Source organism: Nonomuraea sp. NPDC049624 (assembly GCF_040675255.1).
In the GTDB taxonomy this organism is placed as follows: Bacteria; Actinomycetota; Actinomycetes; order Streptosporangiales; family Streptosporangiaceae; genus Nonomuraea.
This window is the reverse complement of the sequence record NZ_JBFAOR010000004.1, coordinates 197,019-223,799: the sequence shown is the minus strand read 5'-3', so window position 1 is coordinate 223,799 and position 26,781 is coordinate 197,019. Positions and strand designations below refer to the sequence as shown.

Annotated in this window: 21 protein-coding genes; 13 read left to right on the top strand and 8 right to left on the bottom strand. The window is 72.3% G+C overall.

Going from position 1 to position 26,781, the window contains the following annotated elements; genetic code table 11:
- Positions 1-5: 5 nt before the first annotated feature.
- Together AB0J76_RS17420 and AB0J76_RS17415 are read right to left on the bottom strand one after the other, a co-directional pair.
- A complete protein-coding gene (locus tag AB0J76_RS17420) occupies positions 6-2,528 on the bottom strand; it encodes a tetratricopeptide repeat protein (protein ID WP_352321548.1) in 2,523 nt (840 codons plus the stop codon).
- Between the two features lie 71 nt (positions 2,529-2,599).
- Positions 2,600-4,711 (bottom strand): M6 family metalloprotease domain-containing protein, encoded by a 2,112-nt coding sequence (locus tag AB0J76_RS17415; protein WP_352321549.1) that lies wholly within the window; start codon positions 4,709-4,711, stop codon positions 2,600-2,602.
- A 110-nt stretch (positions 4,712-4,821) separates the two neighbouring features.
- On the opposite strand from AB0J76_RS17415, the gene AB0J76_RS17410 reads away from it, so the two are divergent.
- Both AB0J76_RS17410 and AB0J76_RS17405 read left to right on the top strand, forming a co-directional pair.
- Complete coding sequence (locus tag AB0J76_RS17410) at positions 4,822-5,976, top strand: helix-turn-helix domain-containing protein (protein WP_352321551.1); 1,155 nt, start codon at positions 4,822-4,824, stop codon at positions 5,974-5,976.
- A gap of 177 nt (positions 5,977-6,153) precedes the next feature.
- The gene (locus tag AB0J76_RS17405) at positions 6,154-7,155 is read left to right on the top strand and encodes an amidohydrolase family protein (RefSeq protein ID WP_352321553.1); all 1,002 of its coding nucleotides are present in this window, start codon (positions 6,154-6,156) and stop codon (positions 7,153-7,155) included.
- Positions 7,156-7,195: 40 nt separating this feature from the next.
- Here the strand turns inward: AB0J76_RS17405 and AB0J76_RS17400 are convergent, their stop codons facing one another.
- Complete coding sequence (locus AB0J76_RS17400; protein WP_352321555.1) at positions 7,196-7,615, bottom strand: MarR family transcriptional regulator; 420 nt, start codon at positions 7,613-7,615, stop codon at positions 7,196-7,198.
- Positions 7,616-7,686: 71 nt separating this feature from the next.
- Between AB0J76_RS17400 and AB0J76_RS17395 the strand changes: the two genes are divergently transcribed.
- From AB0J76_RS17395 to AB0J76_RS17375, 5 genes are all read left to right on the top strand, one after another.
- Positions 7,687-9,420, top strand: a complete 1,734-nt coding sequence (locus AB0J76_RS17395) for an ABC transporter ATP-binding protein (protein WP_352321557.1) — start codon at positions 7,687-7,689, stop codon at positions 9,418-9,420.
- Between the two features lie 119 nt (positions 9,421-9,539).
- Complete coding sequence (locus AB0J76_RS17390; protein WP_352321559.1) at positions 9,540-10,820, top strand: MFS transporter; 1,281 nt, start codon at positions 9,540-9,542, stop codon at positions 10,818-10,820.
- A 9-nt stretch (positions 10,821-10,829) separates the two neighbouring features.
- The gene (locus AB0J76_RS17385; RefSeq protein ID WP_352321561.1) at positions 10,830-12,416 is read left to right on the top strand and encodes a gamma-glutamyltransferase; all 1,587 of its coding nucleotides are present in this window, start codon (positions 10,830-10,832) and stop codon (positions 12,414-12,416) included.
- Positions 12,413-12,715, top strand: a complete 303-nt coding sequence (locus AB0J76_RS17380; RefSeq protein ID WP_352321562.1) for a hypothetical protein — start codon at positions 12,413-12,415, stop codon at positions 12,713-12,715. The genes AB0J76_RS17385 and AB0J76_RS17380 overlap by 4 nt, the downstream gene beginning before the upstream one ends.
- 64 nt (positions 12,716-12,779) lie before the next feature.
- On the top strand, positions 12,780-13,076 hold the full coding sequence (locus AB0J76_RS17375) for a DUF5709 domain-containing protein (RefSeq protein ID WP_352321564.1): 297 nt from the start codon (positions 12,780-12,782) through the stop codon (positions 13,074-13,076).
- A gap of 110 nt (positions 13,077-13,186) precedes the next feature.
- Here the strand turns inward: AB0J76_RS17375 and AB0J76_RS17370 are convergent, their stop codons facing one another.
- The 3 genes from AB0J76_RS17370 to ppgK form a co-directional block, all read right to left on the bottom strand.
- Positions 13,187-13,849 (bottom strand): HAD family hydrolase, encoded by a 663-nt coding sequence (locus tag AB0J76_RS17370; RefSeq protein ID WP_352321566.1) that lies wholly within the window; start codon positions 13,847-13,849, stop codon positions 13,187-13,189.
- A gap of 35 nt (positions 13,850-13,884) precedes the next feature.
- Entirely contained in the window at positions 13,885-17,757 is a 3,873-nt protein-coding gene (gene hrpA / locus AB0J76_RS17365; protein WP_352321568.1) for an ATP-dependent RNA helicase HrpA, read from the bottom strand.
- 141 nt (positions 17,758-17,898) lie between these two features.
- The gene (ppgK, locus tag AB0J76_RS17360) at positions 17,899-18,630 is read right to left on the bottom strand and encodes a polyphosphate--glucose phosphotransferase (protein WP_352331223.1); all 732 of its coding nucleotides are present in this window, start codon (positions 18,628-18,630) and stop codon (positions 17,899-17,901) included.
- A gap of 119 nt (positions 18,631-18,749) precedes the next feature.
- Here ppgK and AB0J76_RS17355 point away from each other — a divergent pair, with 119 nt between their 5' ends.
- Entirely contained in the window at positions 18,750-19,877 is a 1,128-nt protein-coding gene (locus AB0J76_RS17355; protein WP_352331224.1) for a TIGR03118 family protein, read from the top strand.
- A 294-nt stretch (positions 19,878-20,171) separates the two neighbouring features.
- The gene (locus tag AB0J76_RS17350) at positions 20,172-20,531 is read left to right on the top strand and encodes a hypothetical protein (RefSeq protein WP_364389890.1); all 360 of its coding nucleotides are present in this window, start codon (positions 20,172-20,174) and stop codon (positions 20,529-20,531) included.
- Positions 20,532-20,585: 54 nt separating this feature from the next.
- Here AB0J76_RS17350 and AB0J76_RS17345 read toward each other — a convergent pair whose 3' ends face one another.
- Positions 20,586-21,167, bottom strand: coding sequence for an HAD-IA family hydrolase (locus AB0J76_RS17345; protein WP_352328338.1), 582 nt, complete (start codon positions 21,165-21,167; stop codon positions 20,586-20,588).
- Positions 21,168-21,296: 129 nt separating this feature from the next.
- On the opposite strand from AB0J76_RS17345, the gene AB0J76_RS17340 reads away from it, so the two are divergent.
- The 4 genes from AB0J76_RS17340 to AB0J76_RS17325 are packed head-to-tail and all read left to right on the top strand — an operon-like array spanning position 21,297 to position 25,747.
- Positions 21,297-22,115, top strand: a complete 819-nt coding sequence (locus AB0J76_RS17340) for a DUF4253 domain-containing protein (protein ID WP_352328337.1) — start codon at positions 21,297-21,299, stop codon at positions 22,113-22,115.
- 53 nt (positions 22,116-22,168) lie between these two features.
- Positions 22,169-23,686 carry a hypothetical protein gene (locus AB0J76_RS17335; protein WP_352328336.1) on the top strand — a complete coding sequence of 506 codons (1,518 nt, stop codon included), beginning with the start codon at positions 22,169-22,171 and terminating at the stop codon, positions 23,684-23,686.
- A complete protein-coding gene (locus AB0J76_RS17330) occupies positions 23,683-24,102 on the top strand; it encodes a hypothetical protein (RefSeq protein ID WP_352328335.1) in 420 nt (139 codons plus the stop codon). Before AB0J76_RS17335 ends, AB0J76_RS17330 begins: the two co-directional genes overlap by 4 nt.
- 37 nt (positions 24,103-24,139) lie before the next feature.
- Positions 24,140-25,747 carry an MFS transporter gene (locus AB0J76_RS17325; RefSeq protein WP_352328334.1) on the top strand — a complete coding sequence of 536 codons (1,608 nt, stop codon included), beginning with the start codon at positions 24,140-24,142 and terminating at the stop codon, positions 25,745-25,747.
- A 73-nt stretch (positions 25,748-25,820) separates the two neighbouring features.
- Here the strand turns inward: AB0J76_RS17325 and AB0J76_RS17320 are convergent, their stop codons facing one another.
- Positions 25,821-26,648: an SAM-dependent methyltransferase gene (locus tag AB0J76_RS17320; protein WP_352328333.1), complete on the bottom strand. Its 828-nt coding sequence runs from the start codon at positions 26,646-26,648 to the stop codon at positions 25,821-25,823.
- Positions 26,649-26,781 lie beyond the last annotated feature (133 nt).

Sequence of the window (26,781 nt, the reverse complement as noted above, 5' to 3'; positions counted from 1 at the left end):
GACGGTCAGGGCCGGGCCTGCCGCAGGAGCTCCAGGGTGCGGCGCATGCCCGCCTCGTTCCCCAGGCTGCGGTAGATCTCCCTGGCCTGCTCCAGGGGCCCGACCGCCGCGTCCGGCCCGCCCGCGTCGAGGTGCGCCTCGCCGAGGTAGCGCAGGCTCCTGGCCATCCACCAGCGGTCCTCCAGCTCCTGGAAGCCGCGTACGGCGCGGCGCAGCTCGTGCTCGGACTCCTCGATCCGGCCCAGCCGGGCCAGCGCGCGCCCGGCCGACACCGCGGTGCGCGCCACCCCCCACGAGTCGCCGAGCGCCACCAGGATCTCCTCGGCCCGCCGGACGTACTCCAGCTCGCGCAGCCCGCCCGCCGGATCGCCCACCTCGCCCGCGGCGCGCAGGCAGCGGGCCTCCTCCCACAGCTCGCCGCGCTGCCGGAACATCTCGGCCGCCCGGTCGAGACTGAACCCGGCCCTGACGAACAGGGCGTCGGAGGCCCGGTGGTCACCGGCCCGGCGCTCGCCGCGCGCCTGGGCGGCCAGCACCTCGCCGTAGACGCGCAGGGTCTGGGCCTCGGAGTAGCGGTTGCCCGCCCGCTGGAAGATCTCCAGGGCGTCTTCGAGCAGGTCGCGGGCCTCCTCGGGACGGCGTTCCGCCATGCGCATCTCGGCCAGGTTGCGCTGGGTGCGGGCCATCCACCACAGGTCGTCCTCGCCCTTGAACGCGGTGATCGCCCCGATCAGGTAGTCCTGGGCGCGGTCGAGGTGCCCGCCGCTGATCAGGGTCATGCCGACCGTGCGCATGGCCCGCGCCGCCCACCAGGTCTCGCCGAGGTCGCCGAAGATCTCCAGCGCCTGCTCGGCCTCGCGCAGAGCGCGCTCGCGCAGGCCCATGCCGCCGCGCACGATCGCGCTGTTCAGCAGCGCGATGGCCAGCGCGCGCCGGTCACCGGTACGCCGGCCCGCCTCGCAGCCCATGTCGGCGACGTCCGCCCAGTCGGCCCAGTAGGCCCGCAGCGAGTGGCACAACGAGCAGAACGCCCTGGCCAGCCCCCAGGTCAGCTCCCAGAGGCGGAGCTGCGCGGCCAGGTTGATCATGGCGAGCAGCGACAGCCGCTCGGCGTTGAGCCAGTCGCCCGCCCCGAGCTGGCCCTCGGCGTCGGCGCGCCGGCCGCCCTTGCTCCAGTCCTGCGGCCAGCGGTTCTGGGCGGCCTCCTCGGCCCGGCGGCGGTAACCGTGCAGGACGCGCTCGACGGCGGCCCTGCGGCGCTCCTCCTCGTCCTGGCCGGCCAGCTCGGCGCCGAACACCCGGACCAGGTCGTGCAGGCGGTAGCGCATCGCGCCGGTCTGGTCGGTGCCGGAGCACTCGGCGAGCTGGGCGTCGATCAGCGCTTCGAGCTGGTCGGCGCCGTCCAGGCCGGAGATGTCGAGCAGCTCGCCGGCCACCCAGCCGGGCACGTCGGGCGCGGGCAGCGCGCTGAGCAGGCGCAGCAGGCGGCGCTGGATGCCGGTGCAGTCGTCGTAGCTGAGCTGCACCGAGGCCCGCACGCTCTTGTCCACACCCTGCGCCACCTCAAGCTGGTCGAGACGGCGGCGCTCGTCGCTCAGCCGCCCGGCCATCTCGCGCAGGGTCCACTGCTCGCGGGTGGCCAGCCGGCCGCCGCAGATGTTGATCGCCAGCGGCAGGTGGTCGCAGAGCCGGACGATCTCCTTGGCCGACTCCAGGTCGTCCACCACCCGCGCGCCGCCGGCCAGCCGGGCCAGCAGCTCCACGCCTTGCGCCTCGGTGAACACGCCGAGCCGGGTGTCGTGGGTGCCGTCCAGGAACAGCGGGGAGCGCGAGGTGACCAGCACCGCGCAGCCCGGCTCGGCCGGGATCAGCGGTTTGACCTGGGCGGCGTCGTGGGCGTTGTCCAGGCCGATGAGGATCTTGCGGCCCTTGGTCCAGGTCAGCCAGAGGGTGCGCAGCTCGTCGAGGCCGCCGGGGTCGGTGGCCAGGCGCACGCCCAGGCCGCGCAGGAAGCCGATCAGCACCTCCTCGGGGCGTACCGGGGCGTCGACGCCGCCGCGCAGGTCGGCGTGCAGCCGGCCGTCGGGGAACCAGTCGGCGACCTCCTGCCCGAACCGGGTCATCAGCGCCGATTTGCCGACGCCGCCGCGACCGTACACGGAGACGACCAGGGGCGGGGACAGGTCGGAGGACTTCCGGCGGGCGGCGAAGATCTCGCGCAGGGTGGCGAGGGAGTCGGCGCGCCCGGTGAAGTGCTCGGGCACGGGCGGCCACTGGTCGGGCGGCCGCACGCCGGGCTCGGGCGCGGGCGCGGCGCGCCGCCGGGGCGTGGCCTCGGTGGTGGCCCACGTGGTGACGCCGACGAGCAGCGCCGCCGCGAGCGTCACGCCGATCTTGGCCGTGGGCGGGATGTCCCACTCCAGCGAGGCGGCCAGCACACTGGCGGCGGCGGCCGCGAGCCCCGCCGAGACGGGCGCCGCCCACGTCACCCGCTTACGTCGCGGTTTGTCCGGTAAGTTTCCCGGCACCGAACACCCCCTTCCGGGGGTGATTCAAGCCGATGGGGCACGGCGAGCGCCAGCCGTGCCCCATCGTTCCGCTAAAGGCCGATCACGTGACAGGTGGCCGTGGCGGTCTTGGTCGGGTCGCTCTCCGAGACGGCGGTGAGCTTGACCCGGGCCAGACGGTCGCCGCCGGGCGCGCGCACCGCGTTGACCGTCACCGGCGCCTGCTTGCCGAAGGCGACGGAGGCCAGGGCGTTGGGCACCTGGGCGGTCCAGCCCTTGCCCTGCACCTCGGCCTTGACCCGGTAGACGTCGGAGTTGAGGTAGGCGCTGACGTCCTCGGGGTGCTGCCCCTGGGCGGGGGCCGCCTTGCCGGTGTTGAACACCGGGAACGTGCAGGTGGAGACGTTCTTGCCGGTGGGGACGCCGGCCGCGGGCAGCACCCGCACGCCGCGCTTCTGCGGGCCCGAGCCGTCCAGCGACCGGATGGCGACGGTGTAGGACAGCTCGCCGTTCCGGTTGCGCTTGAGGTCGGTGACGTAGAAGTGCAGGCGGTTGGCCTGGTCCACGTACTCGTACTCGCTGCCGGAGTCGGTCCCGGCGTGGAAGAGGGCGTCGGAGAGCTGGCGGTAGTCGCCGACGGTGATCGGCACCTTGGTCCCGTCGGGCATCACGTAGTCGGTCATGCCGATGTCCTGCGGGTTGGCGTCGATCACCCACTCGAACGGCGCCCGGTCCTCGTTCTTGGTCTTGGCCAGCAGCACGCCGGAGTCGGGGGTGAAGGAGTCGGAGCCCATCCGGTCCACGACCTCGACCGTGTAGTTCTGGTAGCCGCCGCGGTCGCACAGCGGGTCGGTCGCCGAGCAGGTGCTCTTGTCGCCGGGGGCGTCGAAGGAGATGTTGACGCCCGACAGGTCGTCCTGCCCCGGCCGCACGGCGCGGGCCAGGATCTTGGCCGTGACCAGGCCGGACTCGTCGAGCGCCTCACGCGACAGGCGCAGGACGTTCTGCTCGTCCACCATGCCGAGCTTGAGCTTGTTGCGCAGCATGTGCTGGGCGCCCATGGACGCGCCCGCCGTGGGCGGGATCAGCCAGCGGGAGTGCGGCCCGCCGGGGCCGTTGAAGCTGCCGCGGCTGAGCATCTCCCAGACGCCGGTGTACGCCCGGACCGGCGGCACCCCGTACGGGTTGTTGTAGTTGTCCAGCACGCCGAGGATGTGGCTGAACTCGTGGGCGTAGACCGCCATGCCGGAGCTCTCGGCCTGGACGGAGTCGACGCCGATGTTGGCGTTGGGCCAGAAGTTGGAGGCCGCCTGCCAGGAGGACCACTCGACGTAGCGCGTCTTCAGCCAGTTGGGCAGGGCCGGGTCGGGCGGGCCCCACTCGTCGGGCACGTCCTCCTTGGTCGGGAACTTCATCATCCCGAACTCCTGCCAGGTGGACGACTCGTCCTGGCCGGCGCTGAGGTAGAAGACGAAGTCGTACTGCTTGGCGACGTCCTCGCCGACGGCGTTGATCCAGGCGTTGTGGCCGTCGGTGCGCAGGTTCTTGTTGCAGGTGTCGCCCGCCGGGCAGCCCGAGGTGCCGTTGAAGCCGGGCTCTAGCGCGTACTCGTGGTCCTTGCCCGGCATCGTGTACGGGCCGAACCCGGTCAGCTCGACGCCGTACCGGCCGCCGGAGTCCTCCATCCAGTACTCGTGGATGGTGTGGCCCTTGTTGAGGGTGTTCGGGGTGTTGAGGAAGTCCTGGTAGAACTTGGCCACCTGGTCGCGCGGGACGTCATGGGCCTCGGCGCTCGGGTTGGCGTAGATCGTCGAGCCCTTGGGCTGGGTGACGACGAACGCCTGGTTGGGGTAGTCGAGCAGCACCAGCGCGCCCTTGAAGGTGCGCTTGGAGCCCTTGACGGCCGGGTCGTTCCAGTTGGTGCCCGGGGGCTTCTTGTAGTCCGCCCACGTCATGTGGTCGGGGTTCTCCCAGTTCTGCGGGTCGAGAGGCGTGAGGCCGCCGGGAGGACGGGCGCGCAACGTCTGGGCGTCGGCCGATTCGTCCTGCTGCCAGGGCTGGGTCTGCGGCCAGTGGTTCTGCCGCCAGGGGTACTCGGGATCGACGGTGGGGGGTGCTGCGGAAGCAGGGGTCGCCATCAGGCTCACCGGGAACAGCACGATGGCCGCCAGCAAACCCTTCAGCAGCTTCTTCGGGGCATTCACGGATTGACGGTATAGACGTTATTGACGGAGATCACCGATCAGCTGTAGGGAAGACGTGTAGCAACCCTTCCGACATTTGTCGAAATGTCCAGCGTGACCTAGGTGGAGCAGTGGCGGATCTCCAGCGGATCGTGGACGACCTCGCCGTGCGCCTCGGGCGTCCCCTGCTGCTGGAGGACCGCGTGCAGCGCGTGATCGCCTACAGCGAGCAGAACGGCGCCATGGACGACATCCGCCGCGACTCCATCCTGCGCCGGCACACCACCCCGGAGGTGCGCGAGTGGCTGCGGGCGGCCGGCGTGCACGAGGCGCAGGCCCCGCTGCGCACGGCCGGCGCGCCGCACCTCGGGCTGCTGCCGCGCGTGTGCGTCCCGTTGCGGCACGCCGACGGCCTGCTCGGCTTCCTGTGGTTCATCGACGCCGGACCGGCCATGTCCGACGAGAAGGTGGCCGAGGCGGCGGCGGCCGTCCCCGGGCTGGCGCTCGCGCTGTTCCACGAGAGCCTGGCGACCGGGCTGGCCTCCCACCGGGAGCTGGAGGCGGTCACCGGGCTGCTGCGCGGCGAGCGGGACGCGGCCAGGCAGCTCATCGAGGCGGGCGCGTTCCCGCAGGGCCAGCCGGTGACCGTGCTGGTGGCCCGGCCCCGCTCGGCCGAGCCCGACGAGGGGCTGCGCCTGGCACTCGAACAGGGGCTGCTGGCGCTGCGCCGGCGGCTCAGCGGCCACCACCCGCTGCACCTGGTGCGCTACGACCACGCCGTGCTGCTCACCGCCGGGCCTCCGGTCCCGCCCGACGAGCTGCACGCGGCCATGCCGGTGCCCGTGGTGGTGGGGGTCGGGCGTACCCGGCTGGAACTGGCGGAGGCGGCCGGGTCGTACGCGGAGGCCCGGCACGCGGCGGAGGTGACCGCGCGGGTGCCGGGGCTCGGGCGGTCGGCCGAGTGGGCCCGGCTCGGCGTCTACCGGATGCTCACCCAGCTCGCGGACCAGGAGGTGCATCCCGGGCTCGACGGGCTGCTGGCCGACGAGCAGTACCTGCCGCTGCTGGAGACGCTGGAGACGTACCTGGACCTGGCGGGCAGCGCGGTGGCGACGTCCCGGGCGCTGCGGCTGCACCGCACCTCGCTGTACTACCGGCTGCAGCGGGTGGAGGAGCTGGCGCGTACGGACCTCAAGGACGGCGGCGAGCGGCTGGCCCTGCACCTCGGCCTGAAACTGGCCCGGCTGTCCGGCCGCTACCAGCCCCGGGACGCCCGCGGCGACTGATTGCCTTCGCCGCCGCAGCTCGCGTTTAATGCCAAAAGGGCAAATCCGACGGGAGCGCCGATGGCGGGTGCGAAGCGTGCTGCGCGGGTTCCAGGTCCGGGTGCGGGACAGGCTTCGGGGCCGGTTCGCGGGTCGGTTTCGGGGTCGTTTCCGGGCAGGCGTGCGCCCTCGCCGGTCGTGGCGCACTCCGCTCCGCTGGTGCTGCCGGTCTGCGCCGAGCCCGTGCGCGACGGGACGGTGGTGATCAGGGGCGGGCGGGTGCTCCAGGTGGGCTCGCGGGCCGAGTTGCTGTCCCGCTTCCGCGTCGCGGAGGAGGTCCGCTGGCCGGGCATGATCGTGGCCGGGCTGGTGGACGCCTGCTGCGCGCCGCCGCCGCCGGGCCCCGGCGTCGGCCCCGGAGTCAGCCCCGGAGTCAGCCCCGGAGTCACCACGCGGGCCGCCGTGGTGGCCGACCCCGCCGATGTCGCGGGCGTTCCCGGCGTCTCGTACGTCGAGGCGTCCAGCGCCGGCGAGCGGGAGTGGGAGGAGCACGACCGGGACGCACTGATCACGGCCCTGCGCGAGGTGGACCGGCCGTGCCCGGTCGGCATCGCGGCCCGGACCCGCGACCCGCAGGTGCTGGAGGACGTCGCCGTGCTGGCCAGGACGTTCGGCCTGCGGCTGCTGGCCGGGCTGGACCGGCACTCCCCCATGGCCCTGGACGAGGCCGGCGCGCTCGGCCCCCACTGCCACGTGGCCTGCGCCCGGCCGCTCGACCCCGGCGAGCGCAAGCTGCTGCGCCTGCGCCGCAGCGTGGTCGCGATCTGCCCGCCCGGACAGGACCAGGCCGCCGACGTGCTGACCCTCCTGGAGGAGGGCAACCCCCTCGCCCTGGGCAGCCGCCCCCTGGACGGCCTCGCCCCGGCCGGTGACCTGCTCGGGCTCGCGGCCGGGGTCCGGCGACGGGCCAGGGAGCTGGGACTGCGGGTGCGGGGGCTGGACCGCCGCCTGGTCGAGGCCGCGACGCTGGGCGGGGCGCGGGCACTGGGCCTGGACGCCGGGCCGGGCCGGATCGGCTCGCTCGGGCCGGGCAGCCGGGCCGACTTCGCCGTCTTCGACGCCCGCGGACGCTACCCGTACTCGGCCCTGATGACCCAGCCGCCCTGCCTGGCCACGGTCATCGGCGGCGCGCTCACCTGAACCGGCCGCCCTTCCCCGAGCACGGTCATCGACGGCGTGGTCACCGGAACTGGCCGTCCACCGCGCCGAGCAGATCCCTGAGCTGGTCGCGCTGCTCCTGGGACAGCACCGCGAACAGGCCCTCGCCGGCCTCCCTGCGCGCGTCCCTGGCCCGCTCGGCCATGGCCCGGCCCGCGTCCGTGATCACGACGAGCGTCGAGCGGCGGTTGGCCGGATCGACCTCCCTGCGCACCAGCCCGGCCTCCTCCAGCGCGTCCACGACGGGCGTCAGCGAGCGCGGGACGATCCGCAGCTCGTCGGCCAGTTGCACCATCCGCAGCGGCCGGCCGGCCTCGCCCAGCACGCGCAACGCCCGCGCCTGCCCCGGATTGAGCCCGAGCGGCACCAGCCGGTGCACGTATCCGTGCCGCAGACGCCTGCTGACCAGGTGCAAGAGCTCCGCGAGCTCCTTCTCTCCCATACCGACGATTTTAGCCGGAACAATTATGAGTTAACCTCTGTTTGAGTGGACATCCGAAAGGAGGCCTCCTATTGGCCGACGAACCACGCGCGCCGCTGCGGCGCATCATCGGACTCTTCACCCCCTACCGCGGCCGGCTGGTCCTGGTGGGCGCGTTCATCCTGCTGTCGTCCCTGGTCGGGCTGGCCTCGCCGTTCCTGCTGCGCGAGGTGCTGGACGTGGCGATCCCGTCCCGCGACGCGCTGCTGCTCACGCTGCTGGCGCTCGGCATGATCGCGGTCGCGGTCACCACGAGCGTGTTCGACGTGCTGCAGACGCTCATCTCCACCACCGTGGGCCAGCGGGTGATGCACGACCTGCGCATCTCGGTCTACTCCCACCTCCAGCGCATGTCGCTGGCCTTCTTCACCCGCACCAAGACGGGCGAGGTGCAGTCGCGCATCGCCAACGACATCGGCGGCATGCAGTCGGTCGTCACCTCGACCGCGACCTCGATCATCTCCAACCTCACCACCGTGATCGCCACGATCGTGGCGATGCTCGCCCTCGACTGGCGGCTGACGGTCATCTCGCTGCTGCTGCTGCCGGTGTTCGTGTGGATCAGCAGGAAGGTCGGCGCCGAGCGCAAGCGCATCACCAACGAACGGCAGCGCAAGCTCGCCGTGATCTCCTCGATGGTCCAGGAGTCGCTGTCGATCAGCGGCGTCCTGCTGGGCCGGACGATGGGCCGCTCCGCCGAGCTGACCGACCGGTTCGGCCGCGCCTCCGACGAGCTGGCCGAGCTCGGCGTACGGACGAGCATGGCCGGACGCTGGCGGCAGTCGTCGATCCAGATCATCATGGCCGCGATGCCCGCCCTGATCTACTGGGCCGTCGGCTACACCGGCATCATCTCCGTCGGCACCCTCGTGGCCTTCACCACGCTGCAGTCGAGCCTGTTCCGGCCGACCGTGTCGCTGCTGCGGCTGGGCGTCGAGGTGCAGAGCTCGCTGGCGCTGTTCGGCCGCATCTTCGAGTACCTGGACCTGTCGGTGGACATCCACCCCGGCACCCGCACCCTCGACCGGGTACGCGGCGAGGTGCGCTTCGAGCGCGTCGACTTCGCCTACGAGGACGAGCGCACCCTGCACGCCGTCGACGTCACCGTCCCCGCGGGCACGACGCTGGCCGTCGTGGGCGAGACCGGCTCGGGCAAGACCACCCTCAGCTACCTGCTCCCCCGCCTGTACGACGTGACCGGCGGCCGGGTCACCATCGACGGCGTGGACGTGCGCGACCTGACGTTCGAGACGCTGAGCGAGGTGGTCGGGGTGGTCTCGCAGGAGACGTACCTGTTCCACGCCTCGATCGCGGACAACCTGCGCTTCGCCCGTCCGGCGGCCACCGACGAGGAGCTGGAGGCGGCGGCGCGGGCCGCGCGCATCCACGACCACATCGCCTCGCTGCCCGACGGCTACGACACGATGGTGGGCGAGCGCGGCTACCGGTTCTCCGGCGGCGAGAAGCAGCGCCTGGCCATCGCCCGCACGCTGCTGCGCAACCCGCCGGTGCTGATCCTCGACGAGGCCACCAGCGCCCTCGACACCCAGACCGAGCGAGCCGTCCAGGAAGCCCTGGACACGCTGGCGCGGGGGCGGACGACGATCACGATCGCCCACCGCCTGTCGACCGTCCGCGACGCGGACCAGATCGTCGTGCTCGACCACGGGAAGGTCGTCGAGCGCGGCACCCACGACGAGCTGATGGCGCTCGGCGGCCACTACGCGGCCCTGGTGGACCGGGACCGCCCGCTCGAACTGGTCTAATTTTTCACGCTAAACCTATTTTAACCGTGTCTTACCTCACATTTCGGGCAAATCGGAATCGTCGCGATCGTGCCGCGCGTTGACTCCCGCGTTTCCCCGTACCGAGGCTAGGACCAGTCTTGCCACCGCGCTCCTCCACCTTCCGCGCCCTGCGCCACCACAACTACCGGCTCTGGGCGGGAGCCGACATCGTGTCCGTCACCGGCACCTGGATGCAGGTCCTGGGGGTGAACTGGCTGATCCTCACCATGACGGGGTCGGCCACCAGCGTGGGGCTCAGCCTGGTGATGCAGGCGCTGCCGACGTTGCTGCTGGGCATGTGGGGCGGGGCGCTGGCCGACCGGCTGCCCACCCGGCCCGTCGTCGTCGCCGCGCAGCTCGCGCAGGCCGCGCTGGCCGCCGTCCTGGCGGTGATCGCCTTCTCCGGCGGCGACTCCGTCGTGCCGATCTACGCGGTGGCGCTGGCGGGCGGCGTGGTCTCCGCGCTCGGCGGGCCCGCGCTCGGACGGTTCGGGGCCGAGGTGGTGCCGCCGGCCGACCTGCCCAACGCCATGGCGCTCGGCTCGATCCTCAACTCCGGCGGACGCATTCTCGGCATGAGCCTGGCCGGCGTGCTGCTGCCGTTGACCGGCAACGGCGGGCTCTTCCTGCTCAATGCGGCCACCTTCTTCGTCGTGATCGCGGCCGTCGCGCTCATGCGGCGCGCCGAGTTCCACCGGCTCGCCGGCTCCGAGCGGCAGCCCGGCGCGGTCGCGGCCGGCCTGCGGTACGTGCTGCGCACCCCCTGGCTGCTCGTGATGCTGGCGCTCTCGCTCGTGCTGGGCAGCCTCGGCCGCAACTACCAGGTCACCATGGCCGCCATGAGCGCGGGCCCGCTGGCGGCCGGCGCCGCCGGGTACGGCCTGCTGTCCAGCGTGTTCGCCGCCGGCACGGTCGTGGGCGGCTTCCTGGCCGCCGCCCGGCCGCACCTGACGATCCGGCTACTGCTGATCACCGCGTTCCTGACCGGGGTCGCGCAGACGCTGAGCGGCCTGATGCCCGCTCTGGGGACGTTCGCCACGATGATGTTGCCGATCGCGGCGGGCGCGGTGATCATCGACACCACGGTCTCGGCGCGGGCGCAGCTCGACAGCCCCGACGCGATGCGCGGGCGGGTCATCGCCGCGCTGGGCATGGTGAGCGCGGGGGCGGGCGCGATCGGCGGGCCGCTGCTCGGGTGGCTGAGCGACGCGTTCGGGCCGCGCCTGTCGCTGGGCATCGGCGGCGTGTCGTGCGTGGCCGCGACGCTGCTCGCGGCGCTCGTGCTGGCCCGCCTGTCCGGCCGGACCGTCCGTCAGGCGGCCTTCCGGCCGCGCCTGGAGCGCCGTCTGGAGCACCGTCTGGCCCCGGAACGGGCTTAGTCTCTTCACGTGCACAACACCAGATACGCCCCGAACGGCATGGTCTGCACCGTCGACCACCTGGCCTCGGCCGCCGGGGTGGGCGCGCTGGACCGCGGCGGTTCGGCGGCCGACGCGGCGATCGCGGCCAACGCCGTGCTCGCCGTGGTCGCGCCGCACATGTGCGGGCTCGGCGGAGACCTGTTCGCGCTCGTCCACGACGGCACGGCCACCGGCACAGTCGCCGACACAGTCACCGGCACAGTTCCCGGCACGGTGACCGCGCTCAACGCCTCCGGCCGCGCCGGGTCCGGCGCCGACCCCGCCCGGCTGCGCGCCGAGGGGCACACCCGCATGCCGCACCTGCACGACATCCGGTCCGTGCCGGTGCCCGGCTGCGTCGACGGGTGGCTCGCCCTGCACGCCAGGCACGGCCGCCTGCCCATGGCCGAGCTGCTGCGGCCCGCGATCGCGCTGGCCCGCGACGGCTTCCCCGCCTCGCCGCTACTGGTCCCGGGCGCCCGTACGGCGGCCGCGCGGCCGGGCGGCGGCGACTTCGCCTCCGTACGCCGGGCCGGCGATCGCGTCACCCGTCCGGGCGTGGCCCGCGCGCTCCAGGCGGTGGCCGACGGCGGCCGCGACGGCTTCTACCTCGGCGAGTTCGGGCAGGGCCTGATCGAGCTCGGCGCGGGCGAGTACACCGCCGCCGACCTGGCCGTCCCCGGCGCGGACTGGGTCGAGCCGCTGCGGGTGCGCGCCTTCGGCCACGACGTGTGGTCGATGCCGCCCAACTCCCAGGGCTACCTGCTGCTGATGTCCCTGGCCGTCCTCGACGGGCTCGACCTGCCCGGCTCGCCGCGCCATCCGGCCTGGGCCCACCTGCTGTCGGAGGCCGCCAGGGCCGCCGGGCACGACCGGCTCGACCTGCTGCACGAAGACGCCAAGGACCTGCTCGACCCCGGCGAGATCGCCCGCCGCCGGGCCCTGGTCGACCCGGTCAGGCGCAGCCGTCTGCGGGCGCCGTCCGCCGACGGTGACACGACGTACCTGTGTGCGGTCGACGGCGACGGCATGGGGGTGTCGCTGATCCAGTCGAACGCGTCGGGGTTCGGCGGCATGCTCTTCGAGCCGCGTACCGGGATCAACCTCCACAACCGCGGCATCGGTTTCTCGCTGCGTCCCGGCCACCCGGCCGAGTACGGCCCCGGCCGCCGTCCGCCGCACACCCTGGCCCCCGCGCTGATCACCCGTCCCGGCGGCGGGCTGCGCACGGTCGTGGGCACGATGGGCGGCGACGCCCAGCCGCAGATCCTGGCCCAGATCATCACCCGCCTGCTGCGCCACGGCGAGGAGCCCGGCCAGGCGCTCGCCGCGCCGCGCTGGCGGCTGGGCGGCGGCAACGGCTTCGACACCTGGGACGCCCCCGACGACGCCGTGCTCGACCTGGAGGAGGGCACGACCTGGGCCGACGGCCTGACCGTGCTCGGCCACCCGGTGCGCACGCTGCCGTACGGCGGCTCCTTCGGCCACGCCCACCTCATCGACGTGCGCCCCGACGGCATGCTGGCCGGCGCCGCCGACCCCCGCTCCCTGGTCGGCGCCGCGATCGGACGTTGACCGGGCGGGCCGAGCTGCGCGCTCTGCTGACCGCGCACGCCCGCGCCGAGGAGGACCGCGTCTACCCCGGCCTGGACGCCCACCACGGCGTCGAGGAGCACAAGGAGGCCGAGCTGCGCGAGCTGGGCAAGGCGTTCCTGCAGCGCCGGGAGGAGGAGCTGCGGGCCCTGAAGGGCGGCGGCGCGGCCGGGCCCACGAAGGCGGAGCTGTACGAGCAGGCCAAGCAGGCCGACATCCCCGGACGGTCCCAGATGGACAAGGATGAGCTACAGGAGGCCCTAAGCCGGGCCAAGTCGTAGGATTCCGGTCCGTACGGTGGGTAGAGGGCGCAGTATGAGCGAACTACCTCCAGACCGATTCGGCATGGCCGACGAGCAGGACATCGAGGTCAGGGAGTGGACCGACGACCTCGGCCTGCACCACGAGGTCAAAGAGGACGACCCCCAGCACGAGGCCACGCTCGACGAGCGGCTGCGCCAGGAGTTGCCCGACCGCCCGCGCCGCGCCCCGCGCGAGGAGCACCGCCTGACCGAGCCCGACGAGGGCGCCCACCCCGACACCGAGGACGAGGCCATCGGCGTGGACTGGGACGCGGACCGGGAGGACCTGTCGGCCGAGGAGCGCGCCCTGCGCATCGACCCCGACGAGGACCTCACCTGACCCGCGGCAGCCCGCGCGCGGCTCATCTGACCCGCAGAAGCCCACGCGCGGCTCACCTGACCCGCACGGGCGCAGCGCGGCTCACCTGATCCGGATCATCCCCGTGGGCCTCAGGTGAGCCGGCGCAGGGCGGGCAGCAGGGCGTGCAGGTCGTCGACGATCATGTCGGCGGCCTTCGCCTGCGGGCGCTCGGCGTGCAGGAAACCCCAGGGGCCGCGGCGCAGCAACGCCGTGCGCATGCCCGCACGGGCGGCGGGCAGCACGTCGTTGTCGAGCCGGTCGCCGACGTAGAGGATCTCCCCCGGCTCGCGACCGGCCACCGAGGCCACCTTGGCGAAGAACTCGGGGGCGGGCTTGGACAACCCCCAGCCCTCGGAGGTGTGCACCGAGTCGACCGGCAGGTCCATCGCCACCAGGGCGTCGAAGGCCCGGCTGGGCTGGTTGCCGGCGATGATCACCTGGAACCCTGCCGCGCGCAGCGCCGCCAGGGCCTCCCGGACGTCGGGGTAGAGGTCGTCGCCGTCGAAGTGGTTGCGCAGCCCGGCCGGGTCGTCGCGCTCCCAGGCGGCCATCTCCGCCTCCACGTCGAGACCGGGCCGGACGAGCTGGAAGGCCTCCCGGTGGGAGCGGTCGAGCGCCGCCATGCCGCCGAGCACGCCCATGAGCACGAACCTGCTCACCCCCAGCCGCTCGGCCCAGCGCGACCAGATGCGCGTCTCGTCGATCAGCGTCTCGCCGACGTCGAGCACGACGGCCTTGACGGCCTTGACCATCACTCCCCCTGTACGTCCGTGTGCCGCCCCGAGGTTCAGGGCCGCAGCTTCTCCATCGCCTTGGCGATGCGCTTCTCCGACACCGGCGTGGGGGTGCCGAGGGTCTGGGCGAAGAAGCTGACCCGCAGCTCCTCGATCATCCAGCGGATCTCCGTCACGTCGGGGTCGCCCCGGCGGGCCGGGTGGAGGCTCGCCAGCAGGTCGTGGTAATCGTCCTCGATCTTGTGCACGCGGTCCATCCACTCCTCGTCCCGCCAGGGCTCCTCCGGGAGCTTGGTGAGACGCCGCTCGATGGCCCGCAGGTAACGCAGGACGTCGGGCAGGCGGCGGCTGCCGGTGGCGGTGACGAAGCCCTTGAAGACCAGCTTGCCCAGCTGCTCTCGCACGTCGTCGGTGGAGGCGCTCGCGCGCAGGCCGTCGAGGCGGGTGCCGATGGCGTGCCAGACGCTCAGGATCTGCTCGACCTTGGCCAGCACGTCGGCCGCCGTGTCGTGCAGCTCGGCCCGGACGTGCTGGTAGAGGCGGTCGAACGCGGCCGGGTCCCAGGCGGGGCCGCCGAGGTCGAGCATCAGCTTGTCGACGGCCGCGTTGACGACGTCGTCGAACAGCGCGACGGCGCCGCCGTGGGGGCTGCGCGACAGCGCCAGCTTGGCCTGGTTGGACAGGCCGCCGAGCAGCGACCTGGCCGGGTTGGTGACGTTGAGCAGCAGCAGCCGGCGGGTGCCAGGCCAGTGGGCGCGGCGCTGCTCGGCGGCCGTCTCGAAGATCTTGACGGAGACCGACTCGCCCGCGTCGACGAGCGCCGGGTAGCCCTTCATCCGGCCCTGCTCGAACACCTTGGGCAGGGTGCCGAAGCTCCAGGTGCGCAGGCCCGTGCGCTCCAGGTCGTCGCCGGCCTCCGACAGGGTCTTGCGCAGGCGCGGCGCGAGCCGGCGCTTGAGCGCGTCGAGGTCTTTGTCCTCGGCCACTGTGCGCTTGCGCTCGTCGATCACCCGATAGGTGATGCGCAGGTGGTCGGGCACCTGGTCGAGCTGCCAGGCCTCGCGCGGCACCCGGACGCCGGTGAGCCGCAGCAGCTCCCGCTCCACGGCCTCCAGCAGCGGCTCGCCGCCCTGCCTGACCCCGGCCAGCACCTGCCTGGCGTAGTTGGGGGCGGGCACGAAGTTGCGGCGCAGGTGTTTGGGCAGCGACCGGATCAGCGCGGTGATCAGGTCTTCGCGCAGGCCTGGGATCTGCCAGTCGAAGCCGTCGGAGTTGACCTGGTTGAGCACCTGCAACGGCACGTGGACGGTGACGCCGTCGGCGTTGGCGCCCGGCTCGAACTGGTAGGTCAGCTTCATCCGCTGACCGAGCTGCTTCCAGGTGTCGGGATAGTCGCGGGCGCTGATGTCGGCGCCCTCGTTGACCAGCATCTCCGGCGAGAACGTGAGCAGCTCCGGCTGCTCCTTCCCGGCCTTCTTCCACCAGGAGTCGAAGTGCCTGGCCGAGACGACGTCGGCCGGGACGCGCTGGTCGTAGAAGTCGTACAGGACCTCCTCGTCGACCAGGATGTCGCGGCGGCGGGCCCGGTTCTCCAGCTCCTCGACCTCTTCGAGCAGCCGCCGGTTGTCCTTGAGGAAGCGGTGGTGGGTGTCCCAGTCGCCCTCGACCAGGGCGTGCCGGATGAACAGCTCGCGCGACAGGTCGGGGTCGATGCGGCCGTAGTTGACCTTGCGGCCGACCACGAGCGGCACGCCGTACAGGGTGACCTTCTCCAGGGCGATCACCGCGCCCTGGTTCTTCTCCCAGTGGGGCTCGGAGTAGGTGCGCTTGACCAGGTGCTGGGCGAGCGGCTCGACCCAGTCGGGCTCGATCTTGGCGTTGACCCGGGCCCACAGCCGCGAGGTCTCGACCAGCTCGGCCGACATCACCCACTGCGGCTGCTTCTTGGCCAGGGCCGAGCCGGGGAAGATCGCGAAGCGGGCGTTGCGCGCGCCGATGTACTCCTGCATCGGCCGCCGCCCGTCGGCCGCGCGCTGCTTGTCCATGACGTCTTTGACGCCGATGTGCGACAGCAGCCCGACCAGCAGCGACACGTGCACCTGGTAGGGGTCGGCGGGCGCGCTGCCGGGCTGGGCGCCGAGCGCCTGGCGGACCTGGCTGTAGATGTCCTGCCACTCGCGGACCCGCAGGTAGTTGAGGAACTCGGCCTTGCACAACCGCCGGAAGGCGCTGGAGGACAGCTCCTTCTGCTTGTCGCGCAGGTAGTTCCACAGGTTGAGGTAGGTCAGGAAGTCGGAGTCGGGGTCGGCGAAGCGCCGGTGCTTCTCGTCGGCCTGCTGCTGCTTGTCCGACGGCCGCTCGCGCGGGTCCTGGATGGACAGGGCGGCGGCGATCACCATGACCTCGCGCAGGCAGCCGTTCTTCTCGGCCTCCAGCACCATGCGGCCGAGACGCGGGTCGACCGGCAGGCTCGCCAGCTTGCGGCCGATTCCGGTGAGCTTGCCCTGGGCGTCGAACGCGCCGAGCTCGTGGAGCAGGTTGACGCCGTCCTTGACCTGCCGGCGGTCGGGCGGCTCGACGAACGGGAACGCCTCGATGTCGCCCAGCCCGATCGAGGTCATCTGCAGGATGACCGAGGCCAGGTTGGTGCGCAGGATCTCCGGGTCGGTGAACTCCGGCCGGGAGAGGAAGTCCTCCTCCTCGTAGAGCCGGATGCAGATGCCGTCGGAGGTGCGGCCCGAGCGGCCCTTGCGCTGGTTGGCGCTGGCCTGCGAGATGGGCTCGATGGGCAGGCGCTGCACCTTGGTGCGGTGGCTGTAGCGGGAGATGCGGGCGAAACCCGGATCGACCACGTATTTGATGCCGGGCACGGTCAGCGAGGTCTCGGCCACGTTGGTGGCCAGCACGATCCGGCGGCCAGTGTGACGCTGGAAGACGCGGTGCTGCTCGGCGGCGCTGAGCCGGGCGTAGAGCGGCAGGATCTCGGTGTTGCGGAAGTCGGCCTTGGACAGGGCGTCGGCGGCGTCGCGGATCTCCCGCTCGCCGGACAGGAAGACCAGGATGTCGCCGGGGCCCTCGGTGACCAGCTCACGGCAGGCGTCGACGATGCCGCCGGTCTGGTCGTCGTCCTCCGCCAGCGGGCGGTAGCGGACCTCGACCGGGTAGGTGCGGCCGGAGACCTCGATGATCGGCGCGTCGCCGAAGTGGCGGGAGAAGCGCTCGGGATCGATGGTGGCGCTGGTGATGACGACCTTGAGGTCGGGGCGCTGCGGAAGGAGCTGTTTGAGGTAGCCGAGGATGAAGTCGATGTTGAGGCTGCGCTCGTGGGCCTCGTCGATGATCAGGGTGTCGTACTGGTCGAGCATGCGGTCGTTCTGCAGCTCGGCCAGCAGGATGCCGTCGGTCATCAGCTTGACCAGCGTGCGGTCGCTCGCCTGGTCGGTGAAGCGCACCTTGTAGCCGACGACCTCGCCGAGCTCGGTGCCGAGCTCCTCGGCGACGCGCTCGGCGACGGTACGGGCGGCGATGCGGCGCGGCTGGGTGTGGCCGATCAGCCCGCGCACGCCGCGCCCGAGCTCAAGGCAGATCTTGGGGATCTGGGTCGTCTTGCCGGAGCCCGTCTCGCCCGCGATGATCACCACCTGGTGGTCGCGGATGGCGGCCAGGATGTCGTCCTTGCGCTGGGAGACCGGCAGGTTCTCCGGGTAGCGGACCTGCGGCACGGCCTCGCGGCGGCGCGCCAGCCGCTGCTCGGCGCGCTCGACGTCGGCGAGGATCTCGGTGACGATCTTGTCCCGGGCGTCGCGGGAGCGGACCCGGCGCATGCCGTCGAGCCTGCGCCGCAGCCGCCGCTGGTCGCGCGGCATGAGCTCGGGCAGGCGGGACTGGAGGTCGGCGAGCGGAGAGGACAACGAAGGCGTTCCCATACTGCTTTCAGGATATTTGAGCCCCGTGGCCCCGGAGCCAACGGCCCATGGTGCCCGACGCGGCCCGCCTCCCGCATCCCAATATCGCGCCCGGCACCGCCGCCCGCGCTCCCGGCCGCGCCGGGACCGCGGCGGCGGCCCCTACCGCGCCGGCCCGGTGGTGGCGGCGTGGCGGGCGGCGCCGATGATGCCGGCCTCGTTCTGCAGGGCGGCGGGGACCACGGGGGTGTCGAGGGTGACGTGCGGCAGGAACTTGTCGGCCTTCTTGCTCACGCCCCCGCCGATCACGATCAGGCCCGGCGAGAACAACATCTCCACGTGCCTGAGATACTCCTCGACCCGCTCGGCCCACTTCTCCCAGCTCAGGTCGTGCTCCTCGCGGGCCCGTGCCGACGCGCGCTCCTCGGCGTCCTTGCCGCGCAGCTCCAGGTGGCCGAGCTCGGTGTTGCAGACCAGCGTGCCGTCGGCGAACAGGGCGCTGCCGATGCCCGTGCCGAAGGTCAGGATCAGCACCGTGCCCTTCTGGTCGCGGCCCCTGCCGAAGGTCATCTCGGCGATGCCGGCGGCGTCGGCGTCGTTGAGCACCGTCGCGCCGCCGAAGAGCGCGGCGGCGTCGACGCCGATCCACGAGTGGTGGACGTTGGCCGCCGTCTGCACGACCCCGTCGACGACGACGCCGGGGAAGGTGACGCCGACCGGGCCGTCCCAGTCGAAATGCTTGACGATCTCGCCCACCACCTCGGCCACCCCCTCGGGCTTGGCCGGCTGGGGCGTGGCGATGCGCAACCGCTCCTGGACGAGCTCTCCGGCCTCGGTGTCGACCGGGGCGCCCTTGATTCCCGAACCGCCGATGTCGATGCCCAACACGTTCATGACTCTCCTTCTCCCCCGCCCTGGACGGGAAAACTCGCCCGCCGATATTTCCGGCCCGGCTGAACCCGCTGCGCGCCCACCGCGTATCTCGCGTCACAAGCGCTCACTAGGAGGCACGGATGCGGCTCCGCATCATCACGCTCTGCGCTGTCGCCGTCGTGGCGGGGACGACCCTCACCGCCCCCGCGCAGGCGACCACCAGGACCCGTTTCGACGTCATCAACCTTGTGTCGGACGTCAAGGGCAAGGCCCCGGTCACCGACCCCAAGGTCGTCAACCCGTGGGGCCTGGCCATGGGCAAGACCTTGTGGGTCTCCAACGCCGGCACCGGCACCGCCACCGTGTACTCCGGCACGGGCCGCAAGGAGAAGACGGAGGTGTGGATCCCCGGCGGCTCCCCGACCGGCCAGGTGTTCAACCCGGGTGACGGCTTCACCGTGAAGGGGAGACCGGCCACGTTCATCTTCAGCAGCCCGAGCGGCGCCATCACCGGCTGGAACGCCGAGGCCGACCCGGCCAACGCCGTGATCGCCGCGTTCACCCGCGGCGCCGACTACAAGGGCCTGGAGCTCGTACGCACCGACGAGGGCGAGTTCCTGCTGGCCGCCGACTTCGCCCACGGCCGGGTGCACGCCTTCGACGAGAACTTCCGGCGCATCCGCCTGGCCGGCTGGCAGTTCCAGGACTCGCGGGTGCCGCGCGGCTACAACGCCTACAACGTGGCCGTGGTCAACGGCAGCGTGTGGGTGGCGTACGCGCTGCGCGACCGTACCACCGGCAAGCCCGTCTTCGGCGCCGGCAAGGGCTTCGTGAGCCGCTTCGACGCCGACGGCCGCCTGACCGGCCGCATCTCCAGGGTCGGGCTCGACGCCCCCTGGGCCATGACCGCCGCGCCGCGCGGCTGGGGCCAGTACGCCGGCGCCCTGCTGGTCGGCAACTTCGGCGACGGCACCGTGCACGCCTACAAGGGCGACCGGCACCTGGGCGCGATCACCACGTCCGGCGGCCGGCCCGTCAAGCTGCCCGGCCTGTGGGACCTCGAACCCGGCACCGCGGCCACCGGCGGCGTGAACACGCTGTGGTTCTCGGCCGGCATCGAGGGCGCCAAGCACGGCCTGATCGGCGTGATCGCCCCCGCCGGCACGAAGCCGACCTCCACGGCCGCCGCCCCCGCGAGCACGCCGGCCCCCACCCGCTCCGCCGCCCCCAGGACGAAGTCGCCCTACGGCGGCGGCAGCGGCTACTGACCGGCGCCACGACCGGGCCCACGACCGGGCCCACGACCGGGCCCATGATCGGGGCCGCTTGACGTTTCCGGCGCGGCCGGCGCGGGCCGCGCCGGAAACCCGGATTCCCGGAAAAGCCCGGATTCCCGGAAAACCTGCGGAACACGTATGGACACGGAATGCGACGGAGCAGATACTCAACGTGTCAACACCCTCATCCCTGCTCTCACGTCGCCCCCTTAAGCACCGCATGAGCCGGCGTGTCGCGTGCTGCCCGGAAACCGTGCCTGTCAGGGAACAGGACAAGGAGAGACCATGCCAGTCAAGAAGTCTCTGTTCCTTTCCGTCATCGCCCTCGCCACCGCTGCCTGCGTCACGGCCACCGTCGTGGCCCTCCAGGCGTCCAGTCCCGTCTCGGCGGCCACCCGCGCCGCGCTGCCCCCGGGCTACCAGCTCGTCAGCCTGCCCAACGCCAACGTCCCGAACTTCCAGCGCCGCACCGTCTACTGCCCGGGCTCCAAGCACGTGCTCGGCGGCGGCGGCGAGGCCCGGGGCAACGGCGCGATCCTGGTGGGGTCGTTCCCCACCGACGACGCCCGCGGCTGGATCGCCCTCGGCCGCCAGATCGGTTACAACGACGTCGGCATCAGTGTGTTCGCCATCTGCGCCGACTGACCGCCCGCCGGCCCCGCCCGTTCTCCCGCGGGCGGGGCCGGCGCACGTCCGGCCTCAGAGCCCGCCGAGGACGGCCGCCAGGTCGGCGACGCTGCGGTAGTGGACGCCCGTCATGCCGAGCGCCCTGGCGGCCTCCACGTTCGGCAGCCGGTCGTCGACGAACAGGCAGCGCGCGGCGTCGGCCCCGGCGCGCTCGGCGGCGATCTCGTAGATGCGCGGGTCGGGTTTGATCACGCCGACCCTGGCGCTGCTGACCAGGTCGTCGGCGAAGTAGGTGAGCCCGAGCCGGTCGAGGTGCTCCTCAACGGTGTCCGTGGCGTTGGTCACGATGATCACCGGCACGTGCTGCTGCGCCTTGGCCAGCAGCTCCCTGACCTCCTCGTCCACCCGGAACGGCACCGCCGCGAACTCGGCCACCGCCTGGCGGGCCCGCTCGTCACCGCCGAGGGCGACCGCCACCGCCGCCAGCCATTCACGCTCGCTGATCCGGCCCAGGATGGCCGGCTCGATCAGCTCGGGAGCGAAGGCCGTGGCCATGAGCGGCAGGGCGTACCGGGCCTCGATCTCGGCCTGGGCGGTGTGGTCGAAGAGGCGGAGCACGCCATCAAGATCGGTGAGAACCGCGTCAAAGGGCATCACAGCCATCATTGTGCCGTGAAGTACCGCATCCGCTGGTCCAAGAAGGTTTCGCGTGCCGCCAAAGCCCCGGGGCGACCGGCGGCACTACCATCTCCGAGACGGGATTCGGTATCGGAACGGTAGGGCATGGACGATCACCAGCTGCCACCTGAGTTGTGCCAGCTGTTCGCCGACGGCGGCAGGGGGCGCAGACTGCCCCCGGGCCTGCCCGCGGGCGACGTGGTCTGGCCCGACCCCGCCTACACCCGGCAGGCCGTGGCGGCCCGGCCGGCGTTCTGGATGAGCGACGAGCCCGCCGCCGGCGAGGACTGGTCGTTCATGCGGGTCTGGCACGCCCACAGCGGCCTGTGGCCGGTCCTGCTCGACGAGTCGGCCCAGCCGTGGGCGATCGGGCAGATCGTGCCCGACGACCCGATGCTGATCGGCCACTTCACCGCCGAGGGGTTCATGACCGAGGTGTGGCAGGAGTGGGTCGCACAGATGCCGCGCGACGCGCTGGCGGAGTTAGAGCCGTACGGGGCGCTCTGCCCGGGGCTGGCGCCGCCGGGGGTGCCCCGCGCCGACCCCGGCGACGTGGCCGACTGGCTGGCCCGCGAGCTGGCGCCCAAGGGCATGCCGCTCGGGCTGGTCGCGGCCGGCCGGGGGGCCGACGCGCTGGCGGTCATGGGGTGGCAGGGCGCGCTGCACCACAACGAGTGGATGGTGCCGCTGGCGGCCGTGGTGCGCAGCTGGGAGGACCGGTTCGGGGCCCGCGTGGTGAGCGTCGGGTTCAACACGCTCGATCTCAGCGTGGCCGCGCCGCCGGCCGACCCCGAGCACGCCCTCCACGTCGCCGCCGAGCACTGGGCGTTCTGTCCCGACAACGTCGTGCAGGGGCCGGGCGACCTCCAGGGGTACGCCGAGCAGATCATCGGGCGACACGCCTGGTCGTTCTGGTGGGACTGAATCCCCGGCTTTTACGCTACTTTTAACCGCGACAGGGAGGGCTCGGTCACAGCATGTCACGGGGAGACCTGACTCCGGAGCTACTGCATTCCTCGTCCTGGACGGACTGGCTGGTGCAGTCGGCCGGCATCCCCGTCCACGACGTGCCGCTGGTGTCGGTGGGCGGCGGTCTCGGCTCGTTCACGCTGGTCGACGTGCTGCGCATCAGAGGCGTGCCGATCCCGGCCATGCGGGTGCTCTCCACCAGCGACACCCCCTGGCAGACGTGGGAGTACCTGACCCGCGTCTCGCAGCTGCCCGCGCACGAGCGCATCCGGTCCGACGCGGGGGCGCGTCCCGACAACATCTGGGGCTTCCCCTCCTACGCGGTGCAGGAGGCCTGGCAGGACGGCTCGCTCAAGCCGATCCTCCAGGTGCTCGCCGAGCCGCTGTTCACCGACTTCTACAGTCCGCGCGCCGGGCTGGTCACCCAGACCGTGCGGCGCGAGGCCGACCGCATCGGCTACTGGCACATGCTGGCCAAGGGCCAGGTGCGCATGGTCAGGAAGCGGATGGGCGGCGGCTACTTCACCGTGCTGACGCCGCCGCCGGGCACCTCGCCGACCAAGCGGGTGGTGCTGCGCTCCCAGTACGTGCACCTGGCCGTCGGCTACCCGGGGCTGAAGTTCCTCGACGACCTCCAGGAGTTCCGGCAGGCGCAGGGCGAGCGTTACCGGGTGGTCAACGCCTACGAGCCGCACGAGCACGTCTACGACCAGCTGCGCAAGCGGCCCGGGGTGGTGGTCGTGCGCGGCGCCGGGATCGTGGCCTCGCGGGTGCTCCAGCGCCTGATGGACGACCGCGAGCGGTACGGCCTGCACACCCAGATCGTCCACCTGTTCCGCACGTACGTGGCCGGCCCGCACGGCCCGAGCGTGTTCATGCGGCGCAAGGGCGGCGACGGCTGGGCCTACCAGGCGTTCACGATGCCCAAGTCGGCCTTCGGCGGCCAGCTCAAGGCCCGCTTCAGGAAGGCCACGCCCGAGCAGCGCGCCCTGATCTCCAAGACGGTGGCCGGCACCACCACCCCGAAGCTGGCCCGCTGGCAGGAGCAGATGCGCAGAGGCCGGCAGGGCAACTGGTACCACCCCACGCAGGCCGTCGTCGACCGCATCGAACGCGCCCCCGACGGCCGCCTGATCACCCACACCCGCAGCGTGAACGCCGCCGCCATGCAGTACGTGTCCGACTTCATCATCGACTGCACCGGCCTGGAGGCCGACATGCCGGAGCACCGCGTCCTCGACGACCTGCTGCGGCACGGCGGCGCCCGGCCCAACAAGGCCGGCCGGCTGAGCGTCGGCCAGAACTTCGAGGTGCTCGGCGCCGAGAGCGAGGGCGGCGTCCTGTACGCCTCCGGCGCCGCCACGGCCGGCAACCACTTCCTGGCCGTGGACAGCTTCCTCGGCATGCAGACCGCCGCGCTCGACATCGCCGCCGACCTGACCAGGCGCGGGTTCTGCAAGGGGCTCGGGCCGGTGCGGTCCACGGCCCAGTGGCTGCGGTGGGCGGGAAACAGGAGGCTCCCTTGATCCCGACGCTGGCCGGGCGGCTGCAGACCCGGCTGTTCACGCTGGCCACCGTGGGGGCGGCGCTGACCGCGCTGATCACCCTGGTGCTGCCGATGTCCTTCCGGGACGCCTTCCTCGTGCTGCTGGCCGTCGCCGTCGTGGGCGCCGGGTGGGAGCTGCTGTACCACCTGCTCATGCAGTTCCGCTGGGACAAGGACTGGCCGACGCTGTTCGGGCTGGTCACGGCCGTGCCCGAGGGGCTGCTGATGTGGGTGCTGCTGGACAACGGGCTCGTCCCCGGCGTCGCCGGGCCGGTCAGGGGGTGGGCGTTCGCGGTGATGTTCGCCTTCGTCTGGGTCGGCCAGTGGTTGTTCGTGAACGGGCCGATGCGGGTGTTGTTCGTCGAATGGCGGCTGCGCGGCGGCCGCCTGATCTGATCACGGATCTGCTCACGGTTCTGCCTACGGAGGGGCGATGGGGGGCGTCGAGCTGGCTCGACCGCTGTACTTCTGGCTCGGTTTCCTGGCCACGGTGGCCGGCGTCGTGCTGCATCTGCCGATGTACCTGCACGGCGCCGACATGCACTACCGCCTGGCGGGCATGCCGATGGACCTGCCGATGACGATCGGCATGGCGCTGATCGTGGCGGGGCTGGCGGTCACCGCGTACGGGCTGATCCCGCCCGGCGCGCTGACCGCCAGACCGGCCGCCGAGGTACGCGTCCGCGCCCTGGACGACGCGCGCATGCGTCCGGCGCACATCGGGCTGATCGTGGTCATGTCGGTCGCTGTGATCATCGACGCCATGAAGCCGATCACGCTCGGCTTCGTCGCGCCCGGCATGGCCAAGGAGTACGGGCTGAAGTCCGCGCTCAACCCGGCCGGCGAGCTGCCCGTGGCGCTGCTGCCGCTGGCCGGGCTCACCGGGACGGTGCTCGGCTCGCTGCTGTGGGGCTGGATGGGCGACAAGATCGGGCGCAAGCCGTCGATCCTGTTCGCCGGGGTGCTGTTCATCGGCACCGCGATCTGCGGCGTCATGCCGGACTTCGAGTGGAACCTGGCCATGTGCGTGGCCATGGGGCTGGGCGCGGGCGGCATGTTGCCGATCACGTTCTCGCTGCTGGCCGAGACGATCCCGCCGCGGCACAAGGGCTGGGTGATGGTGCTCATCGGCGGCAACCTGGCGGTCGCCTACCTGGCGGCCAGCTGGTTGTCGGCGTCGCTGGCGCCGACGTTCTCCTGGCGGGTGCTGTGGCTGGTGGGGCTGCCGACCGGCGTGTTCCTCATCCTGCTCAACCGGTTCATCCCCGAGTCGCCGCGCTTCCTGCTCGCGCACGGCCGCGACGCCGAGGCCCGCGCGGTCCTGGCCAGGTACGGCGCGGCCGCCACCACCGAGGAGGCCGCCGCCGGCGTCGAGCGGGTGGAGGACGAGCACGCGGGCGGCTACTCGCGGCTGTTCCGCCCTCCGTTCACCGGGCTGACGGTGGCCGTCGTGGTGCTCGGGCTGAGCATCGGCCTGGTCACCTACGGCTTCCAGCTGTGGATCCCGTCCAACCTGCAGAAGCTGGGCCTGGACCAGCAGACGGCCGACCGGGCGCTGCGCGACTCGACGCTGCTGGGCCTGCCGCTGATCTTCATCTCGGCCGCCATGTACGGCCTGTGGAGCGCGAAGAAGACGATCGTCACGCTGTCGGCGCTGGTCGGCGTGGCGCTGGCGGTGCTGGCCTTCTCCGGCGAGACGCTGGCGCACGACCGTACCTGGCTGTACCTGCTGCTGGCCGGGCCGATCGTGGGGACGGCGACGATCGCCGCGGTGCTGGCCGCCTACAGCTCGGAGATCTACCCGACCCGGGTGCGCTCGCGCGGCTCCGGGCTGTCGGCGGGGATGGGCAAGGCCGGCGGCGTGGCCGTGACCGCCGTGCTCGTGGCGGGGGCGGCGGCGCCGTCGATCGGCACGACCGCGCTGCTCGGGGCGGTCCCGCTCATCCTGTCGGTGGTGGCGGTGCTGGCGTTCGGGGTCGAGCCGCCCAAGGGCGCGGCCGGTGAGCCGGCCACGCCCGCCGCCGCCTCGACAGGCGCCTGACGGACGGCCGGGCGTACACAGAGGCTCGACGGGCGATCAGGCGTTCACAGAGGCTCGACGGACGGCCGGGCGTTCACGGGACGCGTGCCACGGCGCCGTACGTGCCCGACGAGCTCGGCCGGGCGGAGCAGGCGGCGCCGTGGTCGTCGGGCCGCCACTCCGGGACCCACACCAGCCCGGGATCGACCAGCACCAGCCCGTCGAGCAGCGCCGCCACCTCCTGCCTGCCGCGGATCGCGTGGCCGGGCAGCGTCATCGCCAGCAGGTCCCGGACCGCCGGCAGCAACTCGCCCGGCACGCCGTCGAAGGTGGTCTGCAGCAGCGACAGGTAACTGCCGTCGGACGCCGCCTGACGGACCCGCTCGATCACGTAGTGGACGTGGTCGTCGTCGGCCAGGCTGTGGGTGGACAGCAGCAGCACGGCCACGGGACGGTCCCAGTCGAGGAAGGCGCACACCACCCGGTCGCCGAGGATCGCGTCGATCTCGCGCACGTCGCCCTCGACCACCCGGACCAGATCGGTGCCCGGCTCGATGGTGGCCCGCGCGCCCGCCAGCACCATCGGGTCGTTCTCCACGTAGACCACCCGGACGGGCACACCGCCGGGGCCGCCGGGGCCGCCGTGGCAGCCCGCGGCCACGTCGTGCAACCGGCCGCCCGGGGGCAGGCCGCTGGGCACGCCGCTGCCCACGACGACGAACTGGTCCACGCCTTCGGCCGCCAGATGCCGGACCACGCGCACCAGGAACTGCAGCACGGCCCGCGCGGCGGTGGTCGTCACGGACGCGGCCTGGTCATATCGGCGTACCAGGTCGCGGTCGGCCGAGAAGTTGTTCTTCCCGCCCGCGGCCGCGTCGAGCACGCGGGTGGTCATGGCTCGGGTCATCTCCAGCTTCGCCAAGTTTCGGATGGCACGCTGACGCATTGAGTGTTGCCCCTTTCCCCTCGCCCACTATCTCGGGAAAAGCCGGTCCTTTCGGACCCCACTCGATGACCCAGACCTTATGATCCTCGTTGCGCGCTGGAAGACAACA